The sequence below is a fragment of the Cytophaga aurantiaca DSM 3654 genome (assembly GCF_000379725.1).
Lineage (GTDB): Bacteria > Bacteroidota > Bacteroidia > Cytophagales > Cytophagaceae > Cytophaga > Cytophaga aurantiaca.
In genome coordinates this window covers 120,908-143,599 of record NZ_KB903621.1, presented here as the reverse complement: position 1 = coordinate 143,599, position 22,692 = coordinate 120,908, and the positions used below count along the sequence as shown (strand labels likewise).

General features: G+C 37.0%; 24 protein-coding genes. 21 read left to right on the top strand and 3 right to left on the bottom strand.

Translation table 11 applies throughout. The annotated features are described in order from the left end of the window. The first annotated feature begins 27 nt into the window (after positions 1-27). From A3EE_RS0102080 to A3EE_RS0102020, 13 genes are all read left to right on the top strand, one after another. Positions 28-396, top strand: coding sequence for a hypothetical protein (locus tag A3EE_RS0102080; RefSeq protein ID WP_018341771.1), 369 nt, complete (start codon positions 28-30; stop codon positions 394-396). Beyond that, positions 377-760 carry a protein kinase family protein gene (locus A3EE_RS0102075; RefSeq protein WP_018341770.1) on the top strand — a complete coding sequence of 128 codons (384 nt, stop codon included), beginning with the start codon at positions 377-379 and terminating at the stop codon, positions 758-760. Before A3EE_RS0102080 ends, A3EE_RS0102075 begins: the two co-directional genes overlap by 20 nt. Before the next feature lie 45 nt (positions 761-805). Beyond that, positions 806-1,375 carry a hypothetical protein gene (locus A3EE_RS0102070; RefSeq protein WP_018341769.1) on the top strand — a complete coding sequence of 190 codons (570 nt, stop codon included), beginning with the start codon at positions 806-808 and terminating at the stop codon, positions 1,373-1,375. Between the two features lie 218 nt (positions 1,376-1,593). Then, entirely contained in the window at positions 1,594-1,890 is a 297-nt protein-coding gene (locus tag A3EE_RS0102065; protein ID WP_018341768.1) for a hypothetical protein, read from the top strand. An 85-nt stretch (positions 1,891-1,975) separates the two neighbouring features. Further along, entirely contained in the window at positions 1,976-2,119 is a 144-nt protein-coding gene (locus A3EE_RS21735) for a lmo0937 family membrane protein (RefSeq protein WP_018341767.1), read from the top strand. 195 nt (positions 2,120-2,314) lie between these two features. Next, positions 2,315-2,992, top strand: a complete 678-nt coding sequence (locus A3EE_RS0102055) for a pepsin/retropepsin-like aspartic protease family protein (protein ID WP_018341766.1) — start codon at positions 2,315-2,317, stop codon at positions 2,990-2,992. Between the two features lie 35 nt (positions 2,993-3,027). Beyond that, complete coding sequence (locus tag A3EE_RS0102050; RefSeq protein ID WP_018341765.1) at positions 3,028-3,771, top strand: thioredoxin domain-containing protein; 744 nt, start codon at positions 3,028-3,030, stop codon at positions 3,769-3,771. A 444-nt stretch (positions 3,772-4,215) separates the two neighbouring features. Continuing rightward, positions 4,216-5,169, top strand: a complete 954-nt coding sequence (locus tag A3EE_RS0102045; RefSeq protein WP_018341764.1) for a nucleoside recognition domain-containing protein — start codon at positions 4,216-4,218, stop codon at positions 5,167-5,169. A gap of 83 nt (positions 5,170-5,252) precedes the next feature. After that, a complete protein-coding gene (locus tag A3EE_RS0102040) occupies positions 5,253-6,275 on the top strand; it encodes an SMP-30/gluconolactonase/LRE family protein (RefSeq protein ID WP_018341763.1) in 1,023 nt (340 codons plus the stop codon). Continuing rightward, a complete protein-coding gene (locus A3EE_RS0102035; RefSeq protein WP_018341762.1) occupies positions 6,272-6,871 on the top strand; it encodes an RNA polymerase sigma-70 factor in 600 nt (199 codons plus the stop codon). The genes A3EE_RS0102040 and A3EE_RS0102035 overlap by 4 nt, the downstream gene beginning before the upstream one ends. A gap of 43 nt (positions 6,872-6,914) precedes the next feature. Further along, a complete protein-coding gene (locus A3EE_RS0102030) occupies positions 6,915-7,940 on the top strand; it encodes a FecR family protein (protein ID WP_157446839.1) in 1,026 nt (341 codons plus the stop codon). 28 nt (positions 7,941-7,968) lie between these two features. After that, positions 7,969-9,705, top strand: a complete 1,737-nt coding sequence (locus A3EE_RS0102025) for an STN domain-containing protein (RefSeq protein ID WP_026209546.1) — start codon at positions 7,969-7,971, stop codon at positions 9,703-9,705. A gap of 430 nt (positions 9,706-10,135) precedes the next feature. Continuing rightward, a complete protein-coding gene (locus A3EE_RS0102020; protein ID WP_018341759.1) occupies positions 10,136-10,921 on the top strand; it encodes a prohibitin family protein in 786 nt (261 codons plus the stop codon). 35 nt (positions 10,922-10,956) lie between these two features. Here A3EE_RS0102020 and A3EE_RS0102015 read toward each other — a convergent pair whose 3' ends face one another. From A3EE_RS0102015 to A3EE_RS0102005, 3 genes are all read right to left on the bottom strand, one after another. Then, a complete protein-coding gene (locus tag A3EE_RS0102015; protein WP_018341758.1) occupies positions 10,957-13,203 on the bottom strand; it encodes a SulP family inorganic anion transporter in 2,247 nt (748 codons plus the stop codon). A gap of 72 nt (positions 13,204-13,275) precedes the next feature. Beyond that, positions 13,276-14,670 (bottom strand): ammonium transporter, encoded by a 1,395-nt coding sequence (locus A3EE_RS0102010; RefSeq protein ID WP_018341757.1) that lies wholly within the window; start codon positions 14,668-14,670, stop codon positions 13,276-13,278. A 176-nt stretch (positions 14,671-14,846) separates the two neighbouring features. Further along, on the bottom strand, positions 14,847-15,167 hold the full coding sequence (locus tag A3EE_RS0102005) for a P-II family nitrogen regulator (RefSeq protein ID WP_018341756.1): 321 nt from the start codon (positions 15,165-15,167) through the stop codon (positions 14,847-14,849). A gap of 236 nt (positions 15,168-15,403) precedes the next feature. Here A3EE_RS0102005 and A3EE_RS19885 point away from each other — a divergent pair, with 236 nt between their 5' ends. The 8 genes from A3EE_RS19885 to A3EE_RS0101965 all read left to right on the top strand — a co-directional run bounded on the left by A3EE_RS19885 (position 15,404) and on the right by A3EE_RS0101965 (position 22,631). After that, positions 15,404-15,751: a hypothetical protein gene (locus tag A3EE_RS19885; protein ID WP_033417420.1), complete on the top strand. Its 348-nt coding sequence runs from the start codon at positions 15,404-15,406 to the stop codon at positions 15,749-15,751. A 94-nt stretch (positions 15,752-15,845) separates the two neighbouring features. Continuing rightward, positions 15,846-16,361 carry a TlpA family protein disulfide reductase gene (locus A3EE_RS0101995; RefSeq protein ID WP_018341754.1) on the top strand — a complete coding sequence of 172 codons (516 nt, stop codon included), beginning with the start codon at positions 15,846-15,848 and terminating at the stop codon, positions 16,359-16,361. 113 nt (positions 16,362-16,474) lie between these two features. Beyond that, positions 16,475-16,849, top strand: a complete 375-nt coding sequence (locus A3EE_RS0101990; RefSeq protein WP_018341753.1) for a globin domain-containing protein — start codon at positions 16,475-16,477, stop codon at positions 16,847-16,849. 187 nt (positions 16,850-17,036) lie between these two features. Then, entirely contained in the window at positions 17,037-18,008 is a 972-nt protein-coding gene (locus A3EE_RS0101985) for an aldo/keto reductase (protein WP_018341752.1), read from the top strand. 206 nt (positions 18,009-18,214) lie between these two features. After that, positions 18,215-20,470, top strand: coding sequence for a glycoside hydrolase family 3 N-terminal domain-containing protein (locus tag A3EE_RS0101980; RefSeq protein WP_018341751.1), 2,256 nt, complete (start codon positions 18,215-18,217; stop codon positions 20,468-20,470). 28 nt (positions 20,471-20,498) lie between these two features. After that, positions 20,499-21,362 (top strand): SMP-30/gluconolactonase/LRE family protein, encoded by an 864-nt coding sequence (locus tag A3EE_RS0101975; protein ID WP_018341750.1) that lies wholly within the window; start codon positions 20,499-20,501, stop codon positions 21,360-21,362. Between the two features lie 181 nt (positions 21,363-21,543). Continuing rightward, positions 21,544-22,236 carry a MotA/TolQ/ExbB proton channel family protein gene (locus A3EE_RS0101970; protein WP_033417440.1) on the top strand — a complete coding sequence of 231 codons (693 nt, stop codon included), beginning with the start codon at positions 21,544-21,546 and terminating at the stop codon, positions 22,234-22,236. Next, positions 22,233-22,631 (top strand): ExbD/TolR family protein, encoded by a 399-nt coding sequence (locus A3EE_RS0101965; RefSeq protein ID WP_018341748.1) that lies wholly within the window; start codon positions 22,233-22,235, stop codon positions 22,629-22,631. The genes A3EE_RS0101970 and A3EE_RS0101965 overlap by 4 nt, the downstream gene beginning before the upstream one ends. Positions 22,632-22,692: the final 61 nt, after the last annotated feature.

Sequence of the window (22,692 nt, the reverse complement as noted above, 5' to 3'; positions counted from 1 at the left end):
GAATTTCTTGAATAAAAACATACAGCCATGGAAAACAATGTAACACCAATAGAGCTGCTTTTTCAACGAGCAGAAGATTATAGCAAAACAACATTCACCTTATTAAAACTTAATGCGGTTGATAAGTCAGCGAATATGTTTTCATACTTAATGATAAAGTTGACGCTTCTATTAGTGTTTACATTGTTTTTATTAACATTTAGTATTGGCCTTTCTTTATGGATTGGTGAATTATTAGGGAAATCGTACTATGGGTTTTTTGTTGTCGCAGCTTTATATAGTTTAGGTGGGTTGCTTGTTTATATTTTTGGATCGAACTGGATCGGCACTCCGGTTAGAACCGCAGTGATTGCTGAACTATTAAAAAAAGAAGATCATGAAAGAGCAACAAGATAATTTAACTGAAGCAATTAACTTGCTTAAAAAGAAACAATCTATTGAACTGCGACTTTTAAAAGAGCAGGTCCATGTGGTTCATGAAAGCATTAAACCAATCAATATTATAAAAAATGCTTATCATCAAGCAGTAAATACACCCGATATTAAAAACAACCTTATTGATAATATCATTGGGATGGCTTCGGGTTATATTTCAAAAAAAATATTTGTAGGCGGATCGCACAATCCTCTTACGCACATTGTAGGTAACCTATTGCAAATGGGTGTGACGAATGTTACAGCAAAAAATTCCGACACCATCCGATCCATTAGTGAAAAGGTAATGCAGTTTGTTTTAAAAAAGCGAGTAAAGACTACGTAGTTTAAAGCACTTCATTAATAGATGTTAATTAAAAGGAGATTAGTTATGAAAACAGTATTTATGCCTTTTACGGTGACCATAGTATTTGGTTTAATAGTATTGTCATCATGTAGTTCAGGTAAAAAGATGCAAACTGCTTCGACACCTGAAACAAAGGTTCAAAAGGAAAAGGAAGTAGCAAGTGCTAAAAAAACCGAAACGGTTGTTCCAAAAACCAAATCAGCAACAACGCTTCCTGCTGAAGTGAAGGATAATTTTGGGAACAGATTTCCTTTGGCAAAAGATGTGAGTTGGGAAACATATTCAGATCTGGCTAACACTGAAAAAACAAATTACAGTGTTGTGTTCGTTGAAAGTGGAAAAACACATTGGATTATCTATTCTTCAACAGGAGATATAATAGAAGAAAGAAAAGAAATTGAAATAGATCAGTTGCCGCAAAATATTTATAATGTCATTAAAGAAAAATATTCGACATATAAAATTGTTTCAGCAGCAACATATAGTCATATAAATAAAGAAGGCTCGTATGTAGTTGTTCTGAAACCTGTGTCTCAAAATGATGCAAAAGAAATTGAAGTGATTTTCAGAGAAAATGCTTCCCAGGTTGGATAGTTAAAACAGTGTTTATTTTCAGGGGTTAAAATGTACGTCAGGAGGAATCATTCGATTTCTTCTGGCGTATTTTATTTTCATTTTATTGAATTAGATGGAATATCTATAACAAATTGACATTTCCGTGTAAAACTTTACATTCCTGAAACCAGCATCTTTGAAGTAATATCAGTGTCTAGAATAGTAATCGAAATCTATTATTTTAAACAAGTACGCATATGAAAATTACGCACTCATTTATCGTTTTAACATCCCTTGTTTTTATAACAGGCTCGATGTTAACTGTTGCTATGGATTTAAAAGCCACAACAGATAATGTGTATACTAATGTAGTACAAGCAAAGCAGAAATATGTGGAGAAAATGCAAGTGGATCACGCTGAAAAACAGATACAAAAAACATCAAAGGAATCTGATATAAATCAGGCAAAAACGTTGTATAAAATAAAACTGGAATCGTTGAATCAAAGTCATACAGCAAAATCAACTAAATACTTTCCAGGCAAAAGAGGTTAGAACAGAACATCTGTTGACTAAAATTATAATGTCTACAAACATAAAAATATCAAAGCAAACAATACAAATTTAAAATATATAAATCATGGGAAATTTACTTTATGTTATCGCTGTTATCTTAGTTATTGCTTGGGCAATCGGTGTATTAGGCTTTCATACAGGTGGCATTATTCACATATTACTTGTCATAGCAGTTGTAGCTGTGTTGCTTCGTATAATCCGAGGCTGATTTTTAAAATTCGATACATAAAACAGATGTTTGCTTAAGGCAGGCATCTGTTTTTTATTTTTAGATGAAAATCATAAATTAGATATTTTGAACTTGGGTTTTATACCTTGAATAGTGTATTTTTATAATAAATCTTTGGCTTGATGATTGTAAGATATAAAAGCAAAAAATACATAATCAATATAAACTATAGTTATGAGATTTTTAATTCTTATTGTAACACTGATTTTTTGCAAAGGAGTACATGCTCAAAATTCTTTTGACAGTGCCGTGTTTGACAATTCGTTTGCATTTAAGAACGGTATCTATACGTCTCTTCAGGAATTAATTTATAATTCTCCAAGCTATCCGGATTCCGAATTGGAGCTTGATAAAAACCAGCAATCCATAAATCTTGATCGCCTCTATTATGTTAATAGCCGAGGCACACGATTAAAATATGAATCCTTCTTATATGCCACAGTTGTTGATGGACATTTATCTATTTTTTATAAAAACGAATTAAGCTCTGTTTTTTTAAAAGGAGCAATATCAACATTCATTTTAAAGGAATTAGTAACAACAACACATTACCCCACATATAATAATGGACTTGGACAGAATGGGCTTCCCATGACATCCATGCCCTATACAACAACGAGTGTTGAGACAAATATTTATTTTTTAGATTTTCAGACAGGTTTAATTGCAAAAGTAGATAAAGATAATCTTGACCCGATCATAAGAAGAGATCCGACATTGTATGAAAGTTTCAGAAAAATAAAAGGAGACTCCCATCATAAAAATTCATATCCGTTCATTTCACAATACAATGCGCGCAATAAAATTTACATTATGATATTGGCGCCTGAGGATACAGAGATGGGTCAATAATTAAAAATAAATCACAAGATTAAATTTAAAATAAAATGAAAAAGTATTTCCTTAGAATCGTTGTCGTATTTGTTGTTGCCTTGAGTGCCTGTTCGAATCAGCAGCAGGCACAAGCGCTTACGGAAACTGCCGATTCGGTTAAATTAAGTGCTGTTGCATTTGATGAAAAACTGAAGAACACAAAAGATGCAATTCTGCTTGATGTACGTACACCGGATGAATTCTCGGAGGCGCATATTCAAAACGCTACAAATGTAGATTGGAACAATGCTGATTTTAAAACAAAGGTGGCACAATTAGATAAATCAAAGCCTGTATTTGTCTACTGCTTAAGAGGGGGACGCAGTTCTTCTTCCATAGAATTTTTACAAGCTAACGGCTTTCAGCAGGTATATGAATTAGAAGGTGGTATTCTAAAATGGAAGGATGCAAACTTACCGCTGGTATCAGCTGCAGCGCCAACAGAAACGGACGCAACGGAAGATATGACCTTGGTAGAATTTCAAAAATTGTTACTGACAGACAAATATGTATTGGTCGATTTTTATGCAACGTGGTGCGGTCCGTGTAAACAAATGGAACCCGATCTTGAAGACATTGCTGAAACAATGAAAGACAAAGTTGTTGTGATCCGGATTGATGTAGATAAAAATCCAACGATCTCTAAACATTTTGAAATTGAATCGCTGCCAACGCTTCAAATTTATAAAGGCCAAAAACTTGTTTGGGAAGACATTGGTTATAAGACTAAGAAGCAGTTGTTGAAAGAATTGAAATAAACTGAACACCAACTTTATCGATCTTAGTAATTACTCCAGAGGAGTAATATATCTGTAGAAAAGATACCTCTAAAAATCCTTATGCACGGAGCTCCGTTTAGGAGCGACGGCTAATCACTATATATACCGTCCCGATGGGACTTGTGCATGTTTTGATTATGCTTGGTTTACTACAGATATTATATCCCTAACGGGATTATGCGAAAATTATTCTTTATTATTGTAATGAGAGAACTTGTGCTTTACCATCCTTCACTTATCTGACGGACATGTTGAATTCTATATTCATCCCCTTTTCACCACAACTCAACTCGCTGTTGCGCCTTTTCGGCCAACAGCCCAGTGCAGTATTTTTCATTAAATAATAACATCGTATCCAATTCGCACCCCCTTTTTTGCTTTGTATACTTATCTCTCTATTTTTGTCGTTCGCTCATTATATACATGCTCAACGAATTTAAAAGCCTACTCAAAGACACAACCAAATCTGCGGTTGGTCTGTATAAAATCATGATTCCTATTTCAATTGCTGTTAAATTGTTACAGTATCTGGGCTGGATCAATATGCTAGGCGATGCATTGGCACCCATTATGAAGTTAATTGGTTTACCCGGTGCCTGCGGAATCATTTGGGCAACAACCATGGTTACCAATATTTACGGTGGTATGATGGCATTTTATTCGCTGGCCATTTCAGATTCCCTAACAACCGCGCAGGTTTCTATATTGTGCAGCATGATGTTGATGGCACACGCACTTCCCATTGAATTACAGATCGCACGAAAAGCGGGCTGCAGATTGTGGGTCATGTTTTTGATCCGTTTCGGTTTTGGTATCGTCGCAGCTTTTGTGATGAATCAACTACTGCTTGCAACACATTTTTTACAGGAACCAAATATCATACAATGGAAACCGGAAGTGCTTGCCGACCCGACCTTGTTGGATTGGTTTCTTGGAGAAATTAAAAAATACATCATTGTGTTTTTTGTTGTGATGGCACTGCTTTTTGTAATGCGTGTATTAAAGAAGTCGGGAGCTTTAGATAAATTCAGCGCAGCGTTAAAACCCGTATTGGGAATTATGGGCATCAATAAAGATGTGATCCCGATGACGGTTATCGGGCTTAGCTTAGGTATTTTATACGGCGGCGCCTTGATCATTAAAGAAACGGAAGAAAAAAATATTCCGAAGATGGATGTATTTTATGCGTTCGTATTGATGGGACTTTGCCATAGTTTAATTGAAGATTCCTTGCTGATGATTTCTATGGGTGCGGATTGGTCCATGATCTTTATTTTTCGAATGCTATTTGCATTATTGGTTACGTTTATACTTGTGAAGATTGCCAAACGGATTCCCGAAAAATGGATCGAAAAAATCGTTACCAGAAAGGCTTAATATCAGCCTAAACGTTGAATAATCATTTACATAAGAACACTTGAATCTTTTATACATCGAAATAAAATACGTACTTTAGCCACATGAAAAAGAGCCTTTTACTGATTTCCTTTTTAGCAGTTGTTTTGGCAAGCTGCACGAATGAAAAACCACTCGCACAAAAAACAGCAGCGGATACATTAAGCGAAATTGAAATATTAGATCCTGAAGCAGAGAAACTTTTTTCTAAAGATGCGAAGGCAGAAATTTTAGCACAAGGTTTTCTTTGGTCTGAAGGTCCGTTGTGGTTGAAAGATCAGCAAAAAATCATTTTTTCAGATGTGCCAAGAAATACCATTAACAGTTGGTCTGAAAAAGAAGGCTTAAAAGTATATTTAACTCCATCCGGTTATACAGATACAATCGCCCGAGGTGGCGAAACAGGTTCAAATGGTTTGTGTTTGAACAACAACGGCAAGTTGGTACTGGCACAGCACGGCGATCGACGCATTGCAGAAATGCAGGCTTCATTAAGTGCGCCAAAACCGGAATTTAAAACACTTGCAAATAAATTCGACGGAAAACGTTTTAGTAGTCCAAATGATGTATGTGCGGATAAAAAGGGAAACTACTACTTTACGGATCCTCCGTACGGTTTGGTAAAACAGGAAAACGATTCATCGAAAGAACAGACAAAAGAAGGTGTTTACAGAATCAACATTGATGGTTCTGTTGAACAGTTGATTGATTCATTGACCCGTCCGAATGGCATCATCGTTTCAAATGATGGCAAGAAATTATACGTTGCGAATTCCGATCCGGCTCGTGCAATCTGGGCAGTATATGACATAGATGAAGGAGGAAAATTATCCAATGGAAAAGTATTTATGGATGCTACATCCTTTGTGAATAAAGGCAAAGGCTTACCGGATGGTTTAAAAATGGACAGCAAAGGGTATATCTATGCATCGGGCCCAACAGGCATCTGGGTATTTAATCCTGCAGGCAAACATATAGCTACCATAAAAATTAAAGAACATGCATCCAATGTTGCATTGGACGATTCGGAATCTTATTTATACATTACTGCAAACATGTATTTATTACGTGTGAAATTGAGCAAATGAGCACCTTGCACAAATCAATAAAAGACGATGAAAAAGAATGGCCTTCCGAAAATCGGGAGGCATATTTTGAAGCATTGTTTCATACGTATTACAAGCAGCTTTGCCGCTTCTCTTTTCGCATTGTACACGATCGGGACAAGGCTGAAGATGTGGTGCAGACCTGCTTTATAAATTTTTGGAATAAAAGAGAATCTACTTCGATTCAAACATCTTTTAAAGCCTATTTATTTCGCTCGGTATACAACCGCAGCATCAATGAATACACCCGTTCTAAAAAAATAATCAACGAAGAAATTTCTGTTTTAAATGAGACAAGCAGTTCTGCGTCGGATGATCCGGAATTGTTGTTACAGGCTCAGGATGTACAGAAAAAAATTGATCAGGCAATTGCAGCAATGCCCGATGGTTGTAGAACGGTGTTTATGCTGAGCAGAGAAGATCAATTATCATATAAAGAAATTGCCGAAATGCTTCATATTTCGATTAAAACGGTTGAAAATCAGATGGGTAAAGCCCTCAGAATTATGAGAGAACACCTTTTTATTCTACTGATTATCTGTCTGTCGGAAGATATTACACATTTTTTTAACTCATAGTAGGGGTGAACCACTAATCTATTGTCTTATTATTGAAATGGCCATGAAGAACACAAGCATACCGAATAGCGAATACTGGTACGAGATCATTACTGCTTATAAGCACGGTGAACTTTCGGATCAGCAGGAGCAGGAACTTTTCCGTTGGAAAACAGAAAAGCCGGAGCATGCTGTATTCTTCGAGGAAGTTGAACAATCATGGATTGCATCCCGTGAAAAAATGGCATTCCCGGAATTTGATATATCAAGCGCCTGGAATAAAGTTAAAGCACAGACAATCGATGAAAAGCAAGCCAAAGTGATTTCTATCTGGAGTCAATTGCTTCAAGCACCAATTACGCGGGCTGCAGCTGCAGTATTGGTACTCGCTTTGATTACATGGGCGATGAGCAATGTGTTGTTTACAAAACCAACGTTCACAGATTTAAGAGCTTTGAATGGGATGAAAGAATTTTACCTGCCCGACAGCAGTAAAGTTTACTTGCACGACACTACAACAGTGCGCTACTCTTCTACTTATGGAGAAGACGACCGTATGGTTTTCCTGGATGGAGAAGCTTTCTTCGAAGTTCGTAAAGACGCATCAAAACCATTTACCGTTCTTTCCTATCGTTCGCGTGTGATTGTGAAGGGTACGTCGTTCCTGGTACGCAGCAGAGCTACAGATTCGGTTGATGTAGTTGAAGTAGAAGAAGGTAAAGTAGCAGTACTTGAAAAATACAGTCGCTCAGGAAAAGAGATTATGCTTACAAAAGGAATGGCATGTTCTGTAGATATTTATGGAGGCCTACATAAAAGCACAGAAACGATTACCAAAACAGCAGCCTGGAGGAATTCTGAATTAATGATTTTCGTTGGAACACCTTTAAATCAAGTGTTGGCTGATTTGAAAAGCATAACAGGGGCTCGGGTAATTTTAGAAAAAAGTGAAGCGGGCACTTGCAGATTTACAGGAGAGTTTGACAATGCCAACCCTGCTGAAATTGTAGAGATCATCGCCCTTTCAATGAACATGAAAGTCGAAAAAGAAGGAGACACCTTCATCCTTAGAGGAAACGGCTGCAAATAACATTCAATTAACGTATTAACTTTCAACGATGAAGACAATAGTTAAACTTCATATGGTATTGGTATGTCTGATATTTTCTGTACAGTTTACTTCTGCACAGGTATTAGAAAAAAAAGTAACCATAAACTTCCAGAATATAACCTTAGATCAAGCACTAAAAAAAATAAAAGCTACGTATGGAGTAAACTTTTCTTTTTCGCCGGATCAAATAAATTTAAGTCAGAAGGTCTCATTAAATGTCACAAACACCACGCTGAATGAAGCATTGAAGCAATTGTTTGAACCTACGCCAATCACGTTCAAAGCGGTGGGAAATCAGATTGTTTTGAAAAAAGGAAAAGTTGCAGTTACAAATTCCGCATCGGGAACAAAATCGGTCTATGCCGCACCAAAGCCTGCAGGCAGCGATACGCTATCAAAGAAGATTGCTCTAAAAGACACCACGCAAAATCCAAAATTAGTATTGGAAGCAAAACCCTTAGTTGTATCTTCAAAAGATACTTCACAAGCAATAAAAGAATTGGATAGTCAGTACACAAAAGGACTTACCGATTTAAATTCCAGCTATACACAAAAGAAAGACAGTGTTGCTACAGCATCATTTGCTAATAAAACAAAATTGAAACAAAGCTGGAAGGCAGCAAAGATTGCACTTGCAAACGAGTATAAACAAATTAAAGACAGTATTCTTTTTTCTAAAAAGAACAAAGATAACATCTCAGATACTTCTGAAGTTTCTTATGACGAAGATCTGTTGATACACGATGATTTTCAATTCACAGGTGTATATCCTTTCGGAACACACATGCAAACCAGTGGCTTGTATCGAAACGATTGGTCTCTGAATGCATTGGTAGGTTACAATGGTGCGGTTTCAGGTTTTGAATTCGGTTTCCTGGGAAATGTTGTACGTAAAGAAGTTCAAGGAGCCCAGCTTGCTGGTGTATTTAACGCTGCAGGAGAATATGTGCGCGGCGGACAGATTGCAGGCATTGCAAATGTAAGCAGTCAGGAAGTTATCGGCGGACAGGTTGCAGGTATTGTGAATGTTGCAGGAGGTGCCATTTCCGGTTCGCAGATCGCAGGTGTGGTGAATGTTGGAACAGAACAATTAGATGGTGTACAGATTTCCGGAGTAGTTAATCAGCACAATGGTACAATCAATGGCGGACAAATTGGTCTGATAAACCACGCACGTAAAGTATCCGGATTTCAATTGGGCTTTATCAATATCAGCGATACAATAAAAGGTGTACCTGTAGGTTTGTTATCTATTTCAAAAAATGGATATGGCAGAGTAGAAGGATATTACTCAGAAACAACACAAGGCAATATATTGATCAAAACAGGTGTAAAAAGTTTTTATAACATCTTCCAGTTTGGCGCCAACTATAATCCGGATAATTATTATCGATGGACCTTTGGATATGGCTTTGGATCTACGATACAGATGACGAAGCGTTCAACACTCTCATTTGATTTACTTGCAATGCACATTAATGAAAACGAATTTTTTACAAATAAAGTAAATGAACAAGGACAGCTGCGTATTATGCTTGGCGTGAATTTATCAAAACGCGTTTCGCTTTTTGCCGGTCCGACATTAAACACGTCGTTTTCAGAATTTACAAATGCAGACGGTTCAACAGGATCTAAAATGATTCCTAAGGGAAGCATCTTGTATGAACAGAACATCAACGGAAGTAATGGCAGAATATTTTACAATCCGTATTGGGTTGGTATCAATGCCGGTATTCGTTTTTAACCACGGATGTAACCGGAAGAAAGTGATTTGCATGATGTGTTAGTGAACATTATTCGTCGCACCACTTTTTTATGGTCCGACAAATCAACCAGTACAATTTAAAAACATTCTTGAAATTTAGTAACAGCAAAAATTGCTGAGAGATAAAATATTGTTCAAGCGTTAAAAATGTATTATGAAAATAAAATATATTTTATTCGGCATATTTTTAATAACCATGATTGCTTCGTTTAATAATTGTATCAAAGCTACTCATGAACGATTGAATCTAGATAACAAAGAGTTTATGGACTTCTAATTGGTTCCTTCGCATAAAGTGAAGGGATAAGTATACTTAGCGGCATGAAAAATATTTAATCAAGACTACAGAATCTCAACATAATTTCTGAATAGCTTTCTCACATTAATTAAACCTTCAACTTTTAATTGTATGAGAAAACTAAAAACCGTTTTAGCAATAACTGCTGCAACTGCAGTATTTGCTGCTTGTACCATCGTTCGTCCGGGCGAAGTAGGCATGATCCAGAAAGTAGGAGTGATCAAACCTCAGCCTATACATGCAGGTGCAAGAGGATATAATCCCTTTACCACAAAAATTATAAAAGTCAATGTTCGTGTTAGGGAAGTATACAGTAAACTAATTGTGCCAACAAAAGAAGGATTGAGTATTGATGCTGAAATCAGCTTGCTGTATCATATCAACCCGGATAGCGCAAAAGCAGTGTATGTTCGCTTCGGACAAAATTTTGAAGAGGTTGCAATCATGACAAACTTCAGAGCTACGACAAGAGAGATCACAGCAAAATATTTTGCTACAGAACTATATTCAACAGAAAGAGAAAAAATTGAATCTGCGATTAAAGAACAGATGATAGCTGCTGTTCACAAATACGGTTTTGTGATCGATGCTGTATTATTAAAAGACATTGTACTTCCCGATCAGATAACAAAAGCAATTCAGAATAAAGTGCAGGCGCAGCAGGAAGCTTTGCAGATGGAATACGTTATTCTAAAGCAACAGAAAGAAGCTGAAAGATTGGTTGTTGAAGCAGAAGGTATAAAAAAGGCACAGGACATTATTAACTCTGCCATGACACCGGCTGCTCTTAAATATAAATATATTGAAATGATGAAAAATCTTTCAACTTCACCCAATGCAAAGGTCATTATTACCGGAGGTAATGGTGATGTGCCAATTATGGTTGGCGGAGAATAATATAAAAGGAATGGCGCCTACAAGCGCCATTCCTTTTATGCTTTTATACTTAAATTTCTCTGAACATAGAGTTCATACATAAGCATCTTTGTAAAATCAATTAGCATATTTAAATTTTCCGGCTTAATACGCCGGGCTTTTTTATATACGAAGATCATGTTGTGCTTAGACTCCAGACGGAAACCTTTGTGTTTTTCAAAAAACCGGATTAATGAATTTGTAAAAAAATCTGAAATTGCTTTTTCATCCGGACCTTTTAATATATAGTAATATGAAAATACAGAATGCTGACTAAAGTCAATATCTTTAAAAGATGAATCATCTTTGTAATCATCTGTAAATCCATCCGGCTCTAAAATAAACTCCGGTATATTCATTCCGGGTATAGAGAATAATGCATTTGTCATATTGATGTTATGTGATCTGTTTCCTGTTGTGTGAATCAACATTAAATCTGACAATTCAAAATTCATATTATAATGAGATCCTACAAGTACATTTCGTTGAAGTTTTATTTGAATATGTTTCGTTGCCAAAAAATCTTCCAGCTTTGACAGGTTAGAAACAATCCGATGGTCGAAAGTAAAACCGTTTTTGTTTGCAAAGTCCTGCAATTCTAACTGACGCTGTGTAAGTATATCTGTATCGACAATCCTTCTGGAGGCCAGGGGATGATCGCTTAAATGTTTATGATGGTCCAGTCCAGCCAACACGATCTGTCCACCCTTCTTTTGAATTTTTTCTTCGTGGTAATACAAATGTTCTAAAAAGGTATGATCAACAACTTTTGCTTTTGAAAAATCGAAAGTGACGTTTGAATATTCAGGTAATGTCTGTAAATATTTTTTGACACCCATATAATTTGAAAATACTGCGGCATCATAAATATGAAGTGTATAATTATGAGCGCCTTCCTGTTTTAATTCTGCACTGGTTTTAAATAAGCTATTTATTTTCACACCAAAGTATGCATGGATAATAAGTTCTAAAATGATGCCAGCAAGTATGCCCCAAAGCACATTGGTAAACAAGCAGATAATTAAAGTGGCAATAAATACAACGAGTTGTTCGGCTCCGATTTTATAAGCTGCTGCCATTTGCTTGGGTGATGCCAATTTATAAGCAATATATATTAAGATACCGGATAGCGCAGCTTGCGGGACAATTCGGATCAAGGGCTCTCCAATAACAACAATTAACAATAAAAAGCCTGCGTGAAAAAAATTAGACCAAGCTGATTGTGCGCCATAATTAACATTGAGTAAACTTCTTTTAGCATCCGAAATCATCGGCAAACCTCCAATTAATGCCAGAAGAGAATTACCTATGCCTATTGCAAACAGATCTTTATTCAATCGCGACTTACGGCCTTTGGAATCCACCATTTCGATTGCTTTGGAACTTAGCAACGATTCTAAACTGCCAGCTAATGCAATCATTAAAATATATTGTAATGAATTTAAAGAAATCAATTGCGAAAAATCCGGAAACATAATGCCTTCAAATAAATTACCCGGCAACGAAACTAAATATTCACTACCATCAGGCATGCCTTGAATATTAAAGAAAATGCTTAAGGGAATAGCAACAACAATAACTACTAGAGGAGCGGGTACATAAGCAGTCCAGGAACCTTTCAAAAAGCTCATGCCAATCATAATACCTAAACTTGTGAAGCCAATAATAGCAATGTTAATATTCAGGTGTGCAACGCATTCAGGAATTTCCATTAATAGATCTATAGGAGTCTTTCCATGCACATGGGCGCCAATGAGAACAGGAAATTGTTTGATGGCGATCATAATGCCAAAACTTGCCATCATACCTAATACTGCTGAAGCCGGGAACGAGTCACCCAAAGCTCCAAAGCGAAGAACAGCAAAAAACATTTGCACAATACCTGCAACAAATAAACAGGCCAGGACATAAGGAAATGGATTTTCTCCAAACGAATGAACAGCTGCTAAAATAATAACACACAATCCACTCGCCGGCCCTTTTATATCTACATGTGTTCCCGATATAAATGTTATAATTAACCCTCCAACGAGAGCAGTATAAATGCCGGATACAGCAGGGAAACCACTCGCAAGAGCAATTCCCATGCAAAGAGGCAACGCAATAAGCGATACGACGAATGCAGCCAGCAGATCTTTTTGTAAATATTTTTTAAATGCAGAACTGTCGGCCGCCGGATTGAGTACTCTTGAAAGTTTCCAGCGACTTTTAGATTCGGATTCAAGTTCTTCTACCTCGAAGATTAATTCTTCTTGAACAACCATAACTATTGAATAAAGTATAAAAGCATTGCTGTTTTAAGAGCAATGCTTTTGTTTGTAATAACGGAGTAAGAATCATTTTGTCATAAAATTTGGATATGCTTCCATATAATGTTCGGATTCATCCAGTCCGAAAATTTCTTCTTCTTTGTCAACACGTAGTCCAATAGTATATTTAATAATGAGGAATATAATGAATGAACTGGCAAACGCTGTAATACCTACGGCACCAATACCAATCAATTGTGTAATGAATTGTTCACCACCAGCTTTTGTTCCGAAAAGACCTACAGCTGCTGTACCCCAGATACCACATACCAGATGAACAGACAATGCGCCGACAGGATCATCCAGTTTTAATTTTTCAAACATAATTACTGACCCAACAACCAAAGATCCGCTTACAAGACCGATAATCACTGAATCAAGTATACCCATGTTATTGGCCCCGGCAGTAATTCCTACAAGGCCAGCAAGAATGCCATTCAAAACCATTGAGAGGTCAAAGTTTTTATTAACAGCAAATATTGTAAACGAAGCAGCAATTGCCCCGGCAGAACCTGAAAGACATGTCATAACCAAAACCCTTGAAACAACGCCGGGTTCGGCAGACAATACGGAACCTCCGTTGAAACCAAACCAACCGAGCCAAAGCAGAAATGTTCCGATAACAGCCGACGTCATATTATGACCCGGGATAGGCTTGATCATTCCTTTTTCGAATTTGCCGTGCCGTGCACCAAGCAGTATAACACCTGCAAGTGCAGCCCAGCCACCAACAGAATGTACCAATGTAGATCCTGCGAAATCCTGAAAACCGATCGTGTTTAACCAGCCGTATCCCCATTTCCAGCTACCAATGATTGGATATATAAAAGCTGTGAAAATAGTTGTGAAAACCATGAAACTCATAAGCTTGATCCGTTCTGCTACTGCACCTGAAACAATTGTTGCAGCAGTAGCGGCAAACATTGCCTGAAATAAAAAATCTGTCCAGTAGGTCATGCCTGCATTATAAGCAGCGGTTTCTCCTCCTTCAGGTAGTGCAATGCCCCAACCCGTAAAGCCAATGAAATCCATGGAAACATTTTCTATAAATCCCGGATACATAAAATTAAAACCACAAATAGCGTGTGTTAGAATTCCGATTGCAGGAACTATGGAGTTTTTAAATAAAACGTTTGTCGTATTTTTTGCTTGAGTAAGTCCCGATTCAAGTGTCGCAAATCCAAGGTGCATAATAAATACAAGAGCTGTTGCTACCATCATCCACACATTGTTCGATTTGAAAGAAGAATTTGCGATGGTATCTTTTGTGATAGCAAGTTCGGTTCGGGTTTTGAACATCAATTCATTTGTAGCATGTAATGAATCGTTTAAAGCAGTTTGTGCAAGATTTAAACTATCAACCAACATCTGTTGCTTGATAAGCATAACAGAGTCATACATTTCAGGTGTTACGTTTGGCATACTTATTTAAGTTGATTAAAGAAAAGAACAAAAGGGTACCTTTCACTGCCTTGAAAAGACAGCTGTATGATTCGGACATCTGCTTAAGCAGATTCCAACGTATTCATACTATATGCTTATTCGTGCGAAATTGTGGAAATTCCGCTACTACTACTTCTACTTATTTGAGTGAAGAATCAGATACTGATTCTAACGGAAGTTTTAATGTCTTTTACAAAGATCTTCCCGTCGCCGGCTACACCTGTGGTAGCGGCTTTTTTAATACAGTCGACTACTTCTGCTGCGTCGACTTCAGGCACTACTATTTCAATTTTTCTTCTCGAAATTGAGCTTGCATCAAATATGGTTGTTCCTCTGTAGGAACCTTTGTGCTCTTTCGTAAAGGTTACTCCTTTAACGTCAAAAAAAATGAAGAACTCTACTCCAATGGCATGTAATGCATCCCGGACATCATCAAATTTTCCTGCACGGATAATAGCACTTATTTCTACCATCATATAGTTATGCTCCTTTCTATCGATATAACTATATCGATATTTTAATAATAGAAAATCTATTTCGTGAAAACAAAAAAATTTAACTTAATTGCGGTTTTTATGCATTTTAGAATATTTTATATTAAAAAAATTCAATTTAAAATTTATTTTCAACTATTAGATTAAGAGCATTATTTTGTATTTCGGCAAGAGAAAACGATATTTACAAACCCAGCCTTTATTATGTTAGTCCCTGAATGAGAAATATCCGCCACCATGCACTTATAATAACTTGTAACGATAGAAAGATCCTGGACTCTATCCGTAACAAAGCGATTGAACTTTATAAATTGCATATGGAAGCATCTAATGGGTCCAATTTGGTTTCTGAAATCAAAGACAGTATTGTAAATAATTACTGCTCATTTTTTATCATTCCGGATGGAAGTAAAGAAGGATATGATGCTTCAGACGATGGAGATATCATTCGTGAAAAACTGATCGATCATTTAAAGCCTCTTTGTAAATCAGATGAATATCATTTGAGTTTTGGAGAAATTTCTTTTGGTTCGGACGATGGAACAACTACGTTCAAACACAGCTAATTTTTACAATTGAAATCCATTTTTATGTAATACTACGAATATATAGTTAGATAACTTTGTTTTGAAATTAATGACTCAAAATTATACTAACCTTATGTTACAGCTGACACGAATCTCAAATTGTTTTATCATCATAGCGATTTTGAGTCTGGCCTTTATTGCTGCCAGAAATTCTGAGCATCTTGTTGTGGGCGCAAAAGCTCCTGATTTTAAAGTGGCGGCTCTGAATGGTGTAGACAGTATTTCACTGCGTGATTACAGAGGAAAAATTGTGATCGTTCATTTGTGGAGCCCTACCTGTCCGCATTGCAGAGAAGCCAATAAATATCTGCCGGATATTATGGCTCCTTATAAAAAAGCAAACCTTGCGTACATCATGATTTCAATTGATATGGATACTACTACATTACGACCTGTAATTGAAGAAGATAAATTAAACTTTGCAATTCATGGCTACGATCCTTTTGACGGTTCATCAAAAATAATGATGGATTATGAAGCACCGGGTACACCATGTATTAATGTTGTAGATGAGAAAGGAAACCTGTTAGCGGTAAACATCACGTATGTACAACTAAAAAAGTTTTTGAAAAAGCATTTTACGGCTTAGCCAGTTTTGGATGCTTATATAGATCATAGCTTTCAATGACAATCATTATCCAATCCGGTTCGCTTCTTAAATAGCTTTTTTGCACTTTTGTTTTCATAAAAGATATCTGAATTATGGAAAACGAAGCGCTTTATTATCGACTGGGAAAAGAAAATCTTGATCTATTGGTAGAACGTTTTTACGATTTGGTTTTTGTAAATGATCAGATAGCACATTTATTTAAAAATGACAAAGAAGAGATCAAATTCAAACAGCGTTTGTTTTTGTCTCAGTTTTTAGGTGGTCCGCAAGCTTATTCTGAAAAGTTTGGTCATCCGCAGATGCGTGCACGTCATATGCCGCACCCCATTACCGAAACTGACGCCATTGCCTGGCTGCATTGTATGTCTCAGGCAATCGGTTCCCTTCCTATTTCTGAAGCATTAAAAGACGAATTGTTTGCCCGTTTTCCTTCCACAGCCATGTTTATGGTGAATAAAGAGGAGTAAACCCAGTTCATCTTGAAAGAAAGAAGAACTAACATTAAGCCTTGGTTCGTGTTTGATATAACTTTGTAATACAATAGATTAGCATTCTGTATATTTTTATGCCGTGAATTTATCATTCTTCAATACCCCCTTTTTCCTATTTCAATAAAATAGCTTACCTTGTTATATTAATATAACTTATAAAGGTATGCAGTTAAGAAAGTTTGGAAAAAGCAATTGGAAAGTAAGTGAAATCGGATACGGAATGTGGGGCGCAAGCGGCTGGAAAGGGTCGGATGATTCTCAATCTGAACAATCCCTGGATCTGGCTGTTTCTAAAGGCGTTAATTTTTTTGATACCGCTTGGGGATATGGCGAAGGTCATAGCGAACAATTACTGGGCAAATTGGTTAAAAGACATCCAAACCAAAAAATTTATGTAGCCACTAAAATTCCACCGATGAATTTCAAATGGCCTTCAAAAAAATCTTATACGCTGGACGAATGCTTCCCGCCTTCGCACATAAAAAAATATACTGAAATAAGTTTAAAAAATTTAGGTGTTGAAAAAATCGACCTCATGCAGTTTCACGTTTGGGAAGATGCCTGGGCAACTGATGAACGTTGGCAGCGTGCTGTTGAAGATTTGCAAAAGGAAGGCAAGGTAGATGCCTGGGGCGTAAGTGTAAACAGATGGGAACCTGAAAATTGTCTTAATACCTTAAAGACAGGTTTGATCGATTCGGTACAGGTGATTTATAATATTTTTGATCAGGCACCCGAAGATGTATTGTTCCCTTTGTGTAAAAAATTAGATATCGCCGTAATTGCACGAGTGCCCTTTGATGAAGGAACATTAACCGGCGCGATCACAAAGGATACAACGTTTGATGAAGGCGATTGGAGAGCAAGTTATTTTGTACCCGAAAATCTGATCTCAAGTTCTGAACATGCTGACCTGTTGAGACCTGTTGTACCGCAGGGTATGACGATGGCAGAAATGGCATTGCGCTTTATTTTAATGAACGACGATGTATCTACTACGATCCCCGGCATGAGAAAGGAACGCAATGTATTGGCAAACACTGGTGTAAGCGACGGAAAAAAATTAAACCTTGATCTGTACAACGAATTAAAAAAACACCGTTGGGATAGAGAGCCAACTTCCTGGTCTCAATAGTTACTTTAAACAATCCTATCCGTAGAGTTAGCGAAGCGCTCTATGGATGATTAATAATTGAGACTCTTTAGACTCTTTGTAAACTTAGGTAAAATATTAAAAACGAGTCAAAGACTCTATTCATAATAAGATCGTAGAGCGCTTCACCAACTCTACGGATAGATTCGATATAATCATATATCCTCATTCATTTATTTTTAAATCACATGAACAAAAAACATTTCTCAGGAATAATTTCTTTAGTTGCTTTGATCTGCATGAGTGCATGCACTAAAAAAGTAGAAAAAAAACCGATCGATCCAATCGAAAAAATTATTTCTGAAATGACGCTGGAAGAAAAAGTCGGACAGATGACCAATCTTACACTGGCGACCATTGCGAATGAAACAGACAGCGTAGTAGTTCTGGATACAGCAAAACTGAATGATGTAATTATAAAACATCATGTCGGTTCGATTCAGAATGTATTGACACATGCATACACATTAAATGAATGGCATTCAATCATTGAGCCCATTCAAAAATTAACACTTGAAAAAACTCGTCACAAAATTCCGTTTTTATATTGCATCGATGCGGTACATGGCGCAAACTATGTGTATGAAGGCATACAGTTCCCTCACAACATTGGTATGGCTGCAACAAGAAACCGTTCATTAGTAAAAGAATGCGGCGCAATAACAGCTGTACAAACCAGAGCAGCGGGAATACGGTATAATTTTGCACCCGTGTTGGACGTAGGCCGTAATCAGCAATGGTCGCGACTTGGAGAAACGTTTGGAGAAGACACCTATCTGGTTACAGAAATGGGAGTTTCTGCTATTCGTGGTTTTGAAGGGGGTGATGTTTCAAATCCCTTGCATGTAGCGGCTTGTATGAAACACTTTGTCGGATATTCGGCCGCGTTAAACGGTAAAGACAGAGCATCGGCAAACATTCCGGAGATTGTTTTAAGAGAACATTATTTACCATCGTTCAGAGCGGCTGTTAATGAAGGTACACATACCTTGATGGTAAACTCTGCTGAAATAAATGGCACACCTGTACATGCAAGTAAATATTTATTGACTGATGTTTTAAGAACCGAACTTGGTTTTAAAGGCGTAGTAATTACAGACTGGCTGGATATTGTAAAACTTCAGGAGCGTCATCAAGTAGCAGAAACCCATAAAGACGCGGTGTTGCTGGCAGTAAACGCCGGTATTGATATGTGTATCGTTCCCTTTGATTTTAAATTCACAGAAGACCTGATTGCATTGGTTAAAGAAGGAAAAATTTCAGAAAAGCGCATCGACGAATCTGTAAGAAGAATTTTACAATTGAAAAAAGATCTGGGCCTGTTTGAACATCCATATCTGGAGCAGGAAGCGGTAGATGCATTCTCAAAACCATCCTACACAGAAACAGCTTTACAGGCAGCGCGCGAATCCATTACCTTATTGAAAAATTCAAATGGATTGCTGCCTTTGTCCGAAGATAAAAAAGTATTGCTTACTGGTCCGTATGCAGATGCTTTATCTGAGTTGCATGGAGCGTGGTCGTATTCATGGCAGGGAAACAAAGAAGAACTGTATCCGGATAGCTTAAATACACTTGCAGAAATATTTAAAAAAGATTCGCCTGCAACCTGTTTGTTTGACCTGTCTGCATGGAGTAAAGCAAATGAATGGAATAAAAATGTACTTTTTAAATCAGCAAAATCCGCAGATGTAATTGTGATCTGCGCAGGTGAAGCAGCCTATGCTGAAACACCCGGTAACATTCCGGATCTTGCTTTTGATTCAACACAGACTTATATTATAAAAGAATTAGCAAAAACAGGAAAGCCAATTGTATTGATATTATTAGAAGGCCGTCCAAGAATTATTCGTGAAATAGAACCCTATTGCAGTGCTATTGTACTGGCTTACTGGCCTGGATCTCAGGGTGCACAGGCGATCTACGATGTGATCTATGGGAAATACAATCCAAGCGGAAAATTACCTTATACCTATCCGCGTTACAGTGGAACATTGATTACCTACGATCATAAGTTGTTAGACGAAGCGGTTGAAATTGCTGAGCCTTATAAATACTCTTACGAATTCGATCCGCAATATCCGTTTGGTCATGGCTTATCTTATACAACCTTTGCATATAGTCCAATCAAAATAAGTGAAGATACGTTGTCCGGTACAGATTCCTTAAAGGTTTCGGTTACAATAATAAATACGGGTGTGCGTGAAGGGCAAGAAGTGGTAGAATTGTATACACGGGATGTCGTAGCATCTATTACGCCTTGTGTAAAACGTCTTCGCCGTTTTGATAAAGTAAATTTAATGCCCGGCGAATCCAAAACCATTGACTTTATACTTTCGAAAGCGGATCTTGCATTTGTAAATGAGAAATTGGAAACGGTTACCGAGCCGGGTTCTTTCGAAATTATGATCTCAGATCAGAAAGTCACTCTTTATTATAAATAAAACACATCACAAAATAAAAAATTCAATCATGAATAAGATCATCTACGTCGCCTCATTGCTGTTGCTGTTCAGCTGTAGAGAAACAAAGCCGGAAGAAAAAAAACCGATGGAGGTTACAGCAACCTTAAAATGGAAAACAGATACAATTTTAAAAGTACCTGAATCTGTTTTATACAATGCTGCCGATAAATTTATTTATGTAAGCAACATCAATGGCAAGCCGGATAGCTCTGATGGGAATGGCTTCATCACACGGTTGACATTGGATGGCAAGATCGATCAGTTGGAATGGGTAAAAGGATTGGATGCTCCAAAAGGAATGGGTGTATATCAAGGCAAAATGTATGTAACAGATATTCACAAACTGGTAATCATTGATATGGCTACTGCAAAAATTGAAAAGGCAATTGTTGTAGACAGTTCAGAATTTTTGAACGATGTAACCATAGATGCAAAAGGAGATGTTTATTTTACAGATTCCGGAGCTAAAAAAATCCATTTGTATAAAGATGGTGTAGTGAGTTTATGGTCAAGCGATCCATTATTGCTTAAACCAAATGGTTTATATGCATTGGAAAATTCACTTCGCATCATTGATATGGAAAGCGGTTTGTTTTACGATGCAGATTATTCAACAAAAAAATTGACAGGCGTTGCAAAAGATATTCCGGGTGGAGATGGTGTAATGCAAATTTCCAAAGAGGAATACATCATTTCTTGCTGGCCGGGAGAAGTGTATTATGTAAACGATTCTATTGTACAAAAAATATTGGATACGAAGGAAGCGAAACTAAACGCAGCAGATTCCTGGTACATTGAAGGAGAAAACTTATTGGTTGTACCAACATTTTTTGGCAATTCAGTAATGGCATATACAATTACCAAACACTAATTTCGTTCTTCATACTAACCGCTTAAAAGGAACGTTCTTTCATATAAATCAACGGATTATATGAAAGAACGTTTCTTTTTTATTGACCAAAGATTTACCTGTTGGGATTTAAAACCGTTTAAATTACGGTTTTATGGTTATACCTGTTATATTTATATGTTATAATAAAACAAAAGATATTATGTTACAAGCTATTCTTTTACAACTTCAAACCGCTGAAGTATCTGAACCCGCAACTGCAGTAGCGCAAGAGGATTTTTCATTGTTACACATCTTAATGATGGGTGGACCTATCATGATTCCGATCTTGCTTTTGTCAATTGCAGCACTTGCGATTTTTATTGAACGCTTTTTATACATTAAAAATGCCGCTAAGATAGATGATCGCATGTTGGAGTCTATAAAAGACAAGATCAAGGAAGGTAAGCTTGAAGATGCAAAAGCCATCTGCGCGCGTTCTTCAGGTGTTACAGCACGTGTATTTGAAAAAGCATTGAATCGTTTAGGTTCGCCGGTACGCGATATCGAAAGCATCATGGAAAGCATGTCTAACATTGAAGTGAACCGTATGGAAAAAAATCTTCCCTTGCTTGCTGCTATTGCAGCTATAGCGCCCATGTTTGGTTTCCTTGGAACGGTTGCGGGTATGATCAAGTCCTTTTATGCCATTTCTATTGCATCTAATATCAGCATCGGTATCATTGCTGGCGGTATTTATGAAAAAATGATTACTTCAGCATCAGGTTTGGTAGTTGGTGTAATTGCTTATATGATGTATACCTATCTGAACCATAGAATAGATAGCGTAATTGCTACAATTGAAGATAATAGTGTTGACTTTTTAGATACACTTTATAAGCCGGCAAATTCATGAAAATAAAAAGAAGAAAAAGAGGTCATGGGGCGATGGAAGCCTCATCTCTGGCCGATATATTGTTCTTCCTGATGTTGTTCTTCTTAATGGTTTCAACATTGGCAAGTCAGAATGCACTGGGTATTAAACTTCCTGAATCAAGAACAGGAAAAAGTATGCACCAGGAATTATTGAGTGTTTCGATCAATGCACAAAGACAATACTTTATTAATGGCAAAGAGGCAACGTATGCAGATTACGAAGCTGCATTGAAAGAGAAAAGCATTACCTCTCCAAACATTACCATCGCACTACGTATAGACGAAACTGTTCCGGTATCCGAATTGATTAAAGCTGTAGATGTTATCAATGTATACAAACTGCATTCAGTAATTTCTACTGCTGAAAAAAAATAGGTGCATTCACTACATCGCTTGATGAAAAGCCCACAACTTAAGTCCGCTTAGGTTGTGGGCT

Coding starts and splice junctions, on each gene's coding strand:
- A3EE_RS0102080 (WP_018341771.1), top strand. CDS start 28: ATGGAAAACAATGTAACACCAATAGAGCTGCTTTTTCAACGAGCAGAA.
- A3EE_RS0102075 (WP_018341770.1), top strand. CDS start 377: ATGAAAGAGCAACAAGATAATTTAACTGAAGCAATTAACTTGCTTAAA.
- A3EE_RS0102070 (WP_018341769.1), top strand. CDS start 806: ATGAAAACAGTATTTATGCCTTTTACGGTGACCATAGTATTTGGTTTA.
- A3EE_RS0102065 (WP_018341768.1), top strand. CDS start 1,594: ATGAAAATTACGCACTCATTTATCGTTTTAACATCCCTTGTTTTTATA.
- A3EE_RS21735 (WP_018341767.1), top strand. CDS start 1,976: ATGGGAAATTTACTTTATGTTATCGCTGTTATCTTAGTTATTGCTTGG.
- A3EE_RS0102055 (WP_018341766.1), top strand. CDS start 2,315: ATGAGATTTTTAATTCTTATTGTAACACTGATTTTTTGCAAAGGAGTA.
- A3EE_RS0102050 (WP_018341765.1), top strand. CDS start 3,028: ATGAAAAAGTATTTCCTTAGAATCGTTGTCGTATTTGTTGTTGCCTTG.
- A3EE_RS0102045 (WP_018341764.1), top strand. CDS start 4,216: ATGCTCAACGAATTTAAAAGCCTACTCAAAGACACAACCAAATCTGCG.
- A3EE_RS0102040 (WP_018341763.1), top strand. CDS start 5,253: ATGAAAAAGAGCCTTTTACTGATTTCCTTTTTAGCAGTTGTTTTGGCA.
- A3EE_RS0102035 (WP_018341762.1), top strand. CDS start 6,272: ATGAGCACCTTGCACAAATCAATAAAAGACGATGAAAAAGAATGGCCT.
- A3EE_RS0102030 (WP_157446839.1), top strand. CDS start 6,915: ATGAAGAACACAAGCATACCGAATAGCGAATACTGGTACGAGATCATT.
- A3EE_RS0102025 (WP_026209546.1), top strand. CDS start 7,969: ATGAAGACAATAGTTAAACTTCATATGGTATTGGTATGTCTGATATTT.
- A3EE_RS0102020 (WP_018341759.1), top strand. CDS start 10,136: ATGAGAAAACTAAAAACCGTTTTAGCAATAACTGCTGCAACTGCAGTA.
- A3EE_RS0102015 (WP_018341758.1), bottom strand. CDS start 13,203: ATGGTTGTTCAAGAAGAATTAATCTTCGAGGTAGAAGAACTTGAATCC.
- A3EE_RS0102010 (WP_018341757.1), bottom strand. CDS start 14,670: ATGCCAAACGTAACACCTGAAATGTATGACTCTGTTATGCTTATCAAG.
- A3EE_RS0102005 (WP_018341756.1), bottom strand. CDS start 15,167: ATGATGGTAGAAATAAGTGCTATTATCCGTGCAGGAAAATTTGATGAT.
- A3EE_RS19885 (WP_033417420.1), top strand. CDS start 15,404: ATGAGAAATATCCGCCACCATGCACTTATAATAACTTGTAACGATAGA.
- A3EE_RS0101995 (WP_018341754.1), top strand. CDS start 15,846: ATGTTACAGCTGACACGAATCTCAAATTGTTTTATCATCATAGCGATT.
- A3EE_RS0101990 (WP_018341753.1), top strand. CDS start 16,475: ATGGAAAACGAAGCGCTTTATTATCGACTGGGAAAAGAAAATCTTGAT.
- A3EE_RS0101985 (WP_018341752.1), top strand. CDS start 17,037: ATGCAGTTAAGAAAGTTTGGAAAAAGCAATTGGAAAGTAAGTGAAATC.
- A3EE_RS0101980 (WP_018341751.1), top strand. CDS start 18,215: ATGAACAAAAAACATTTCTCAGGAATAATTTCTTTAGTTGCTTTGATC.
- A3EE_RS0101975 (WP_018341750.1), top strand. CDS start 20,499: ATGAATAAGATCATCTACGTCGCCTCATTGCTGTTGCTGTTCAGCTGT.
- A3EE_RS0101970 (WP_033417440.1), top strand. CDS start 21,544: ATGTTACAAGCTATTCTTTTACAACTTCAAACCGCTGAAGTATCTGAA.
- A3EE_RS0101965 (WP_018341748.1), top strand. CDS start 22,233: ATGAAAATAAAAAGAAGAAAAAGAGGTCATGGGGCGATGGAAGCCTCA.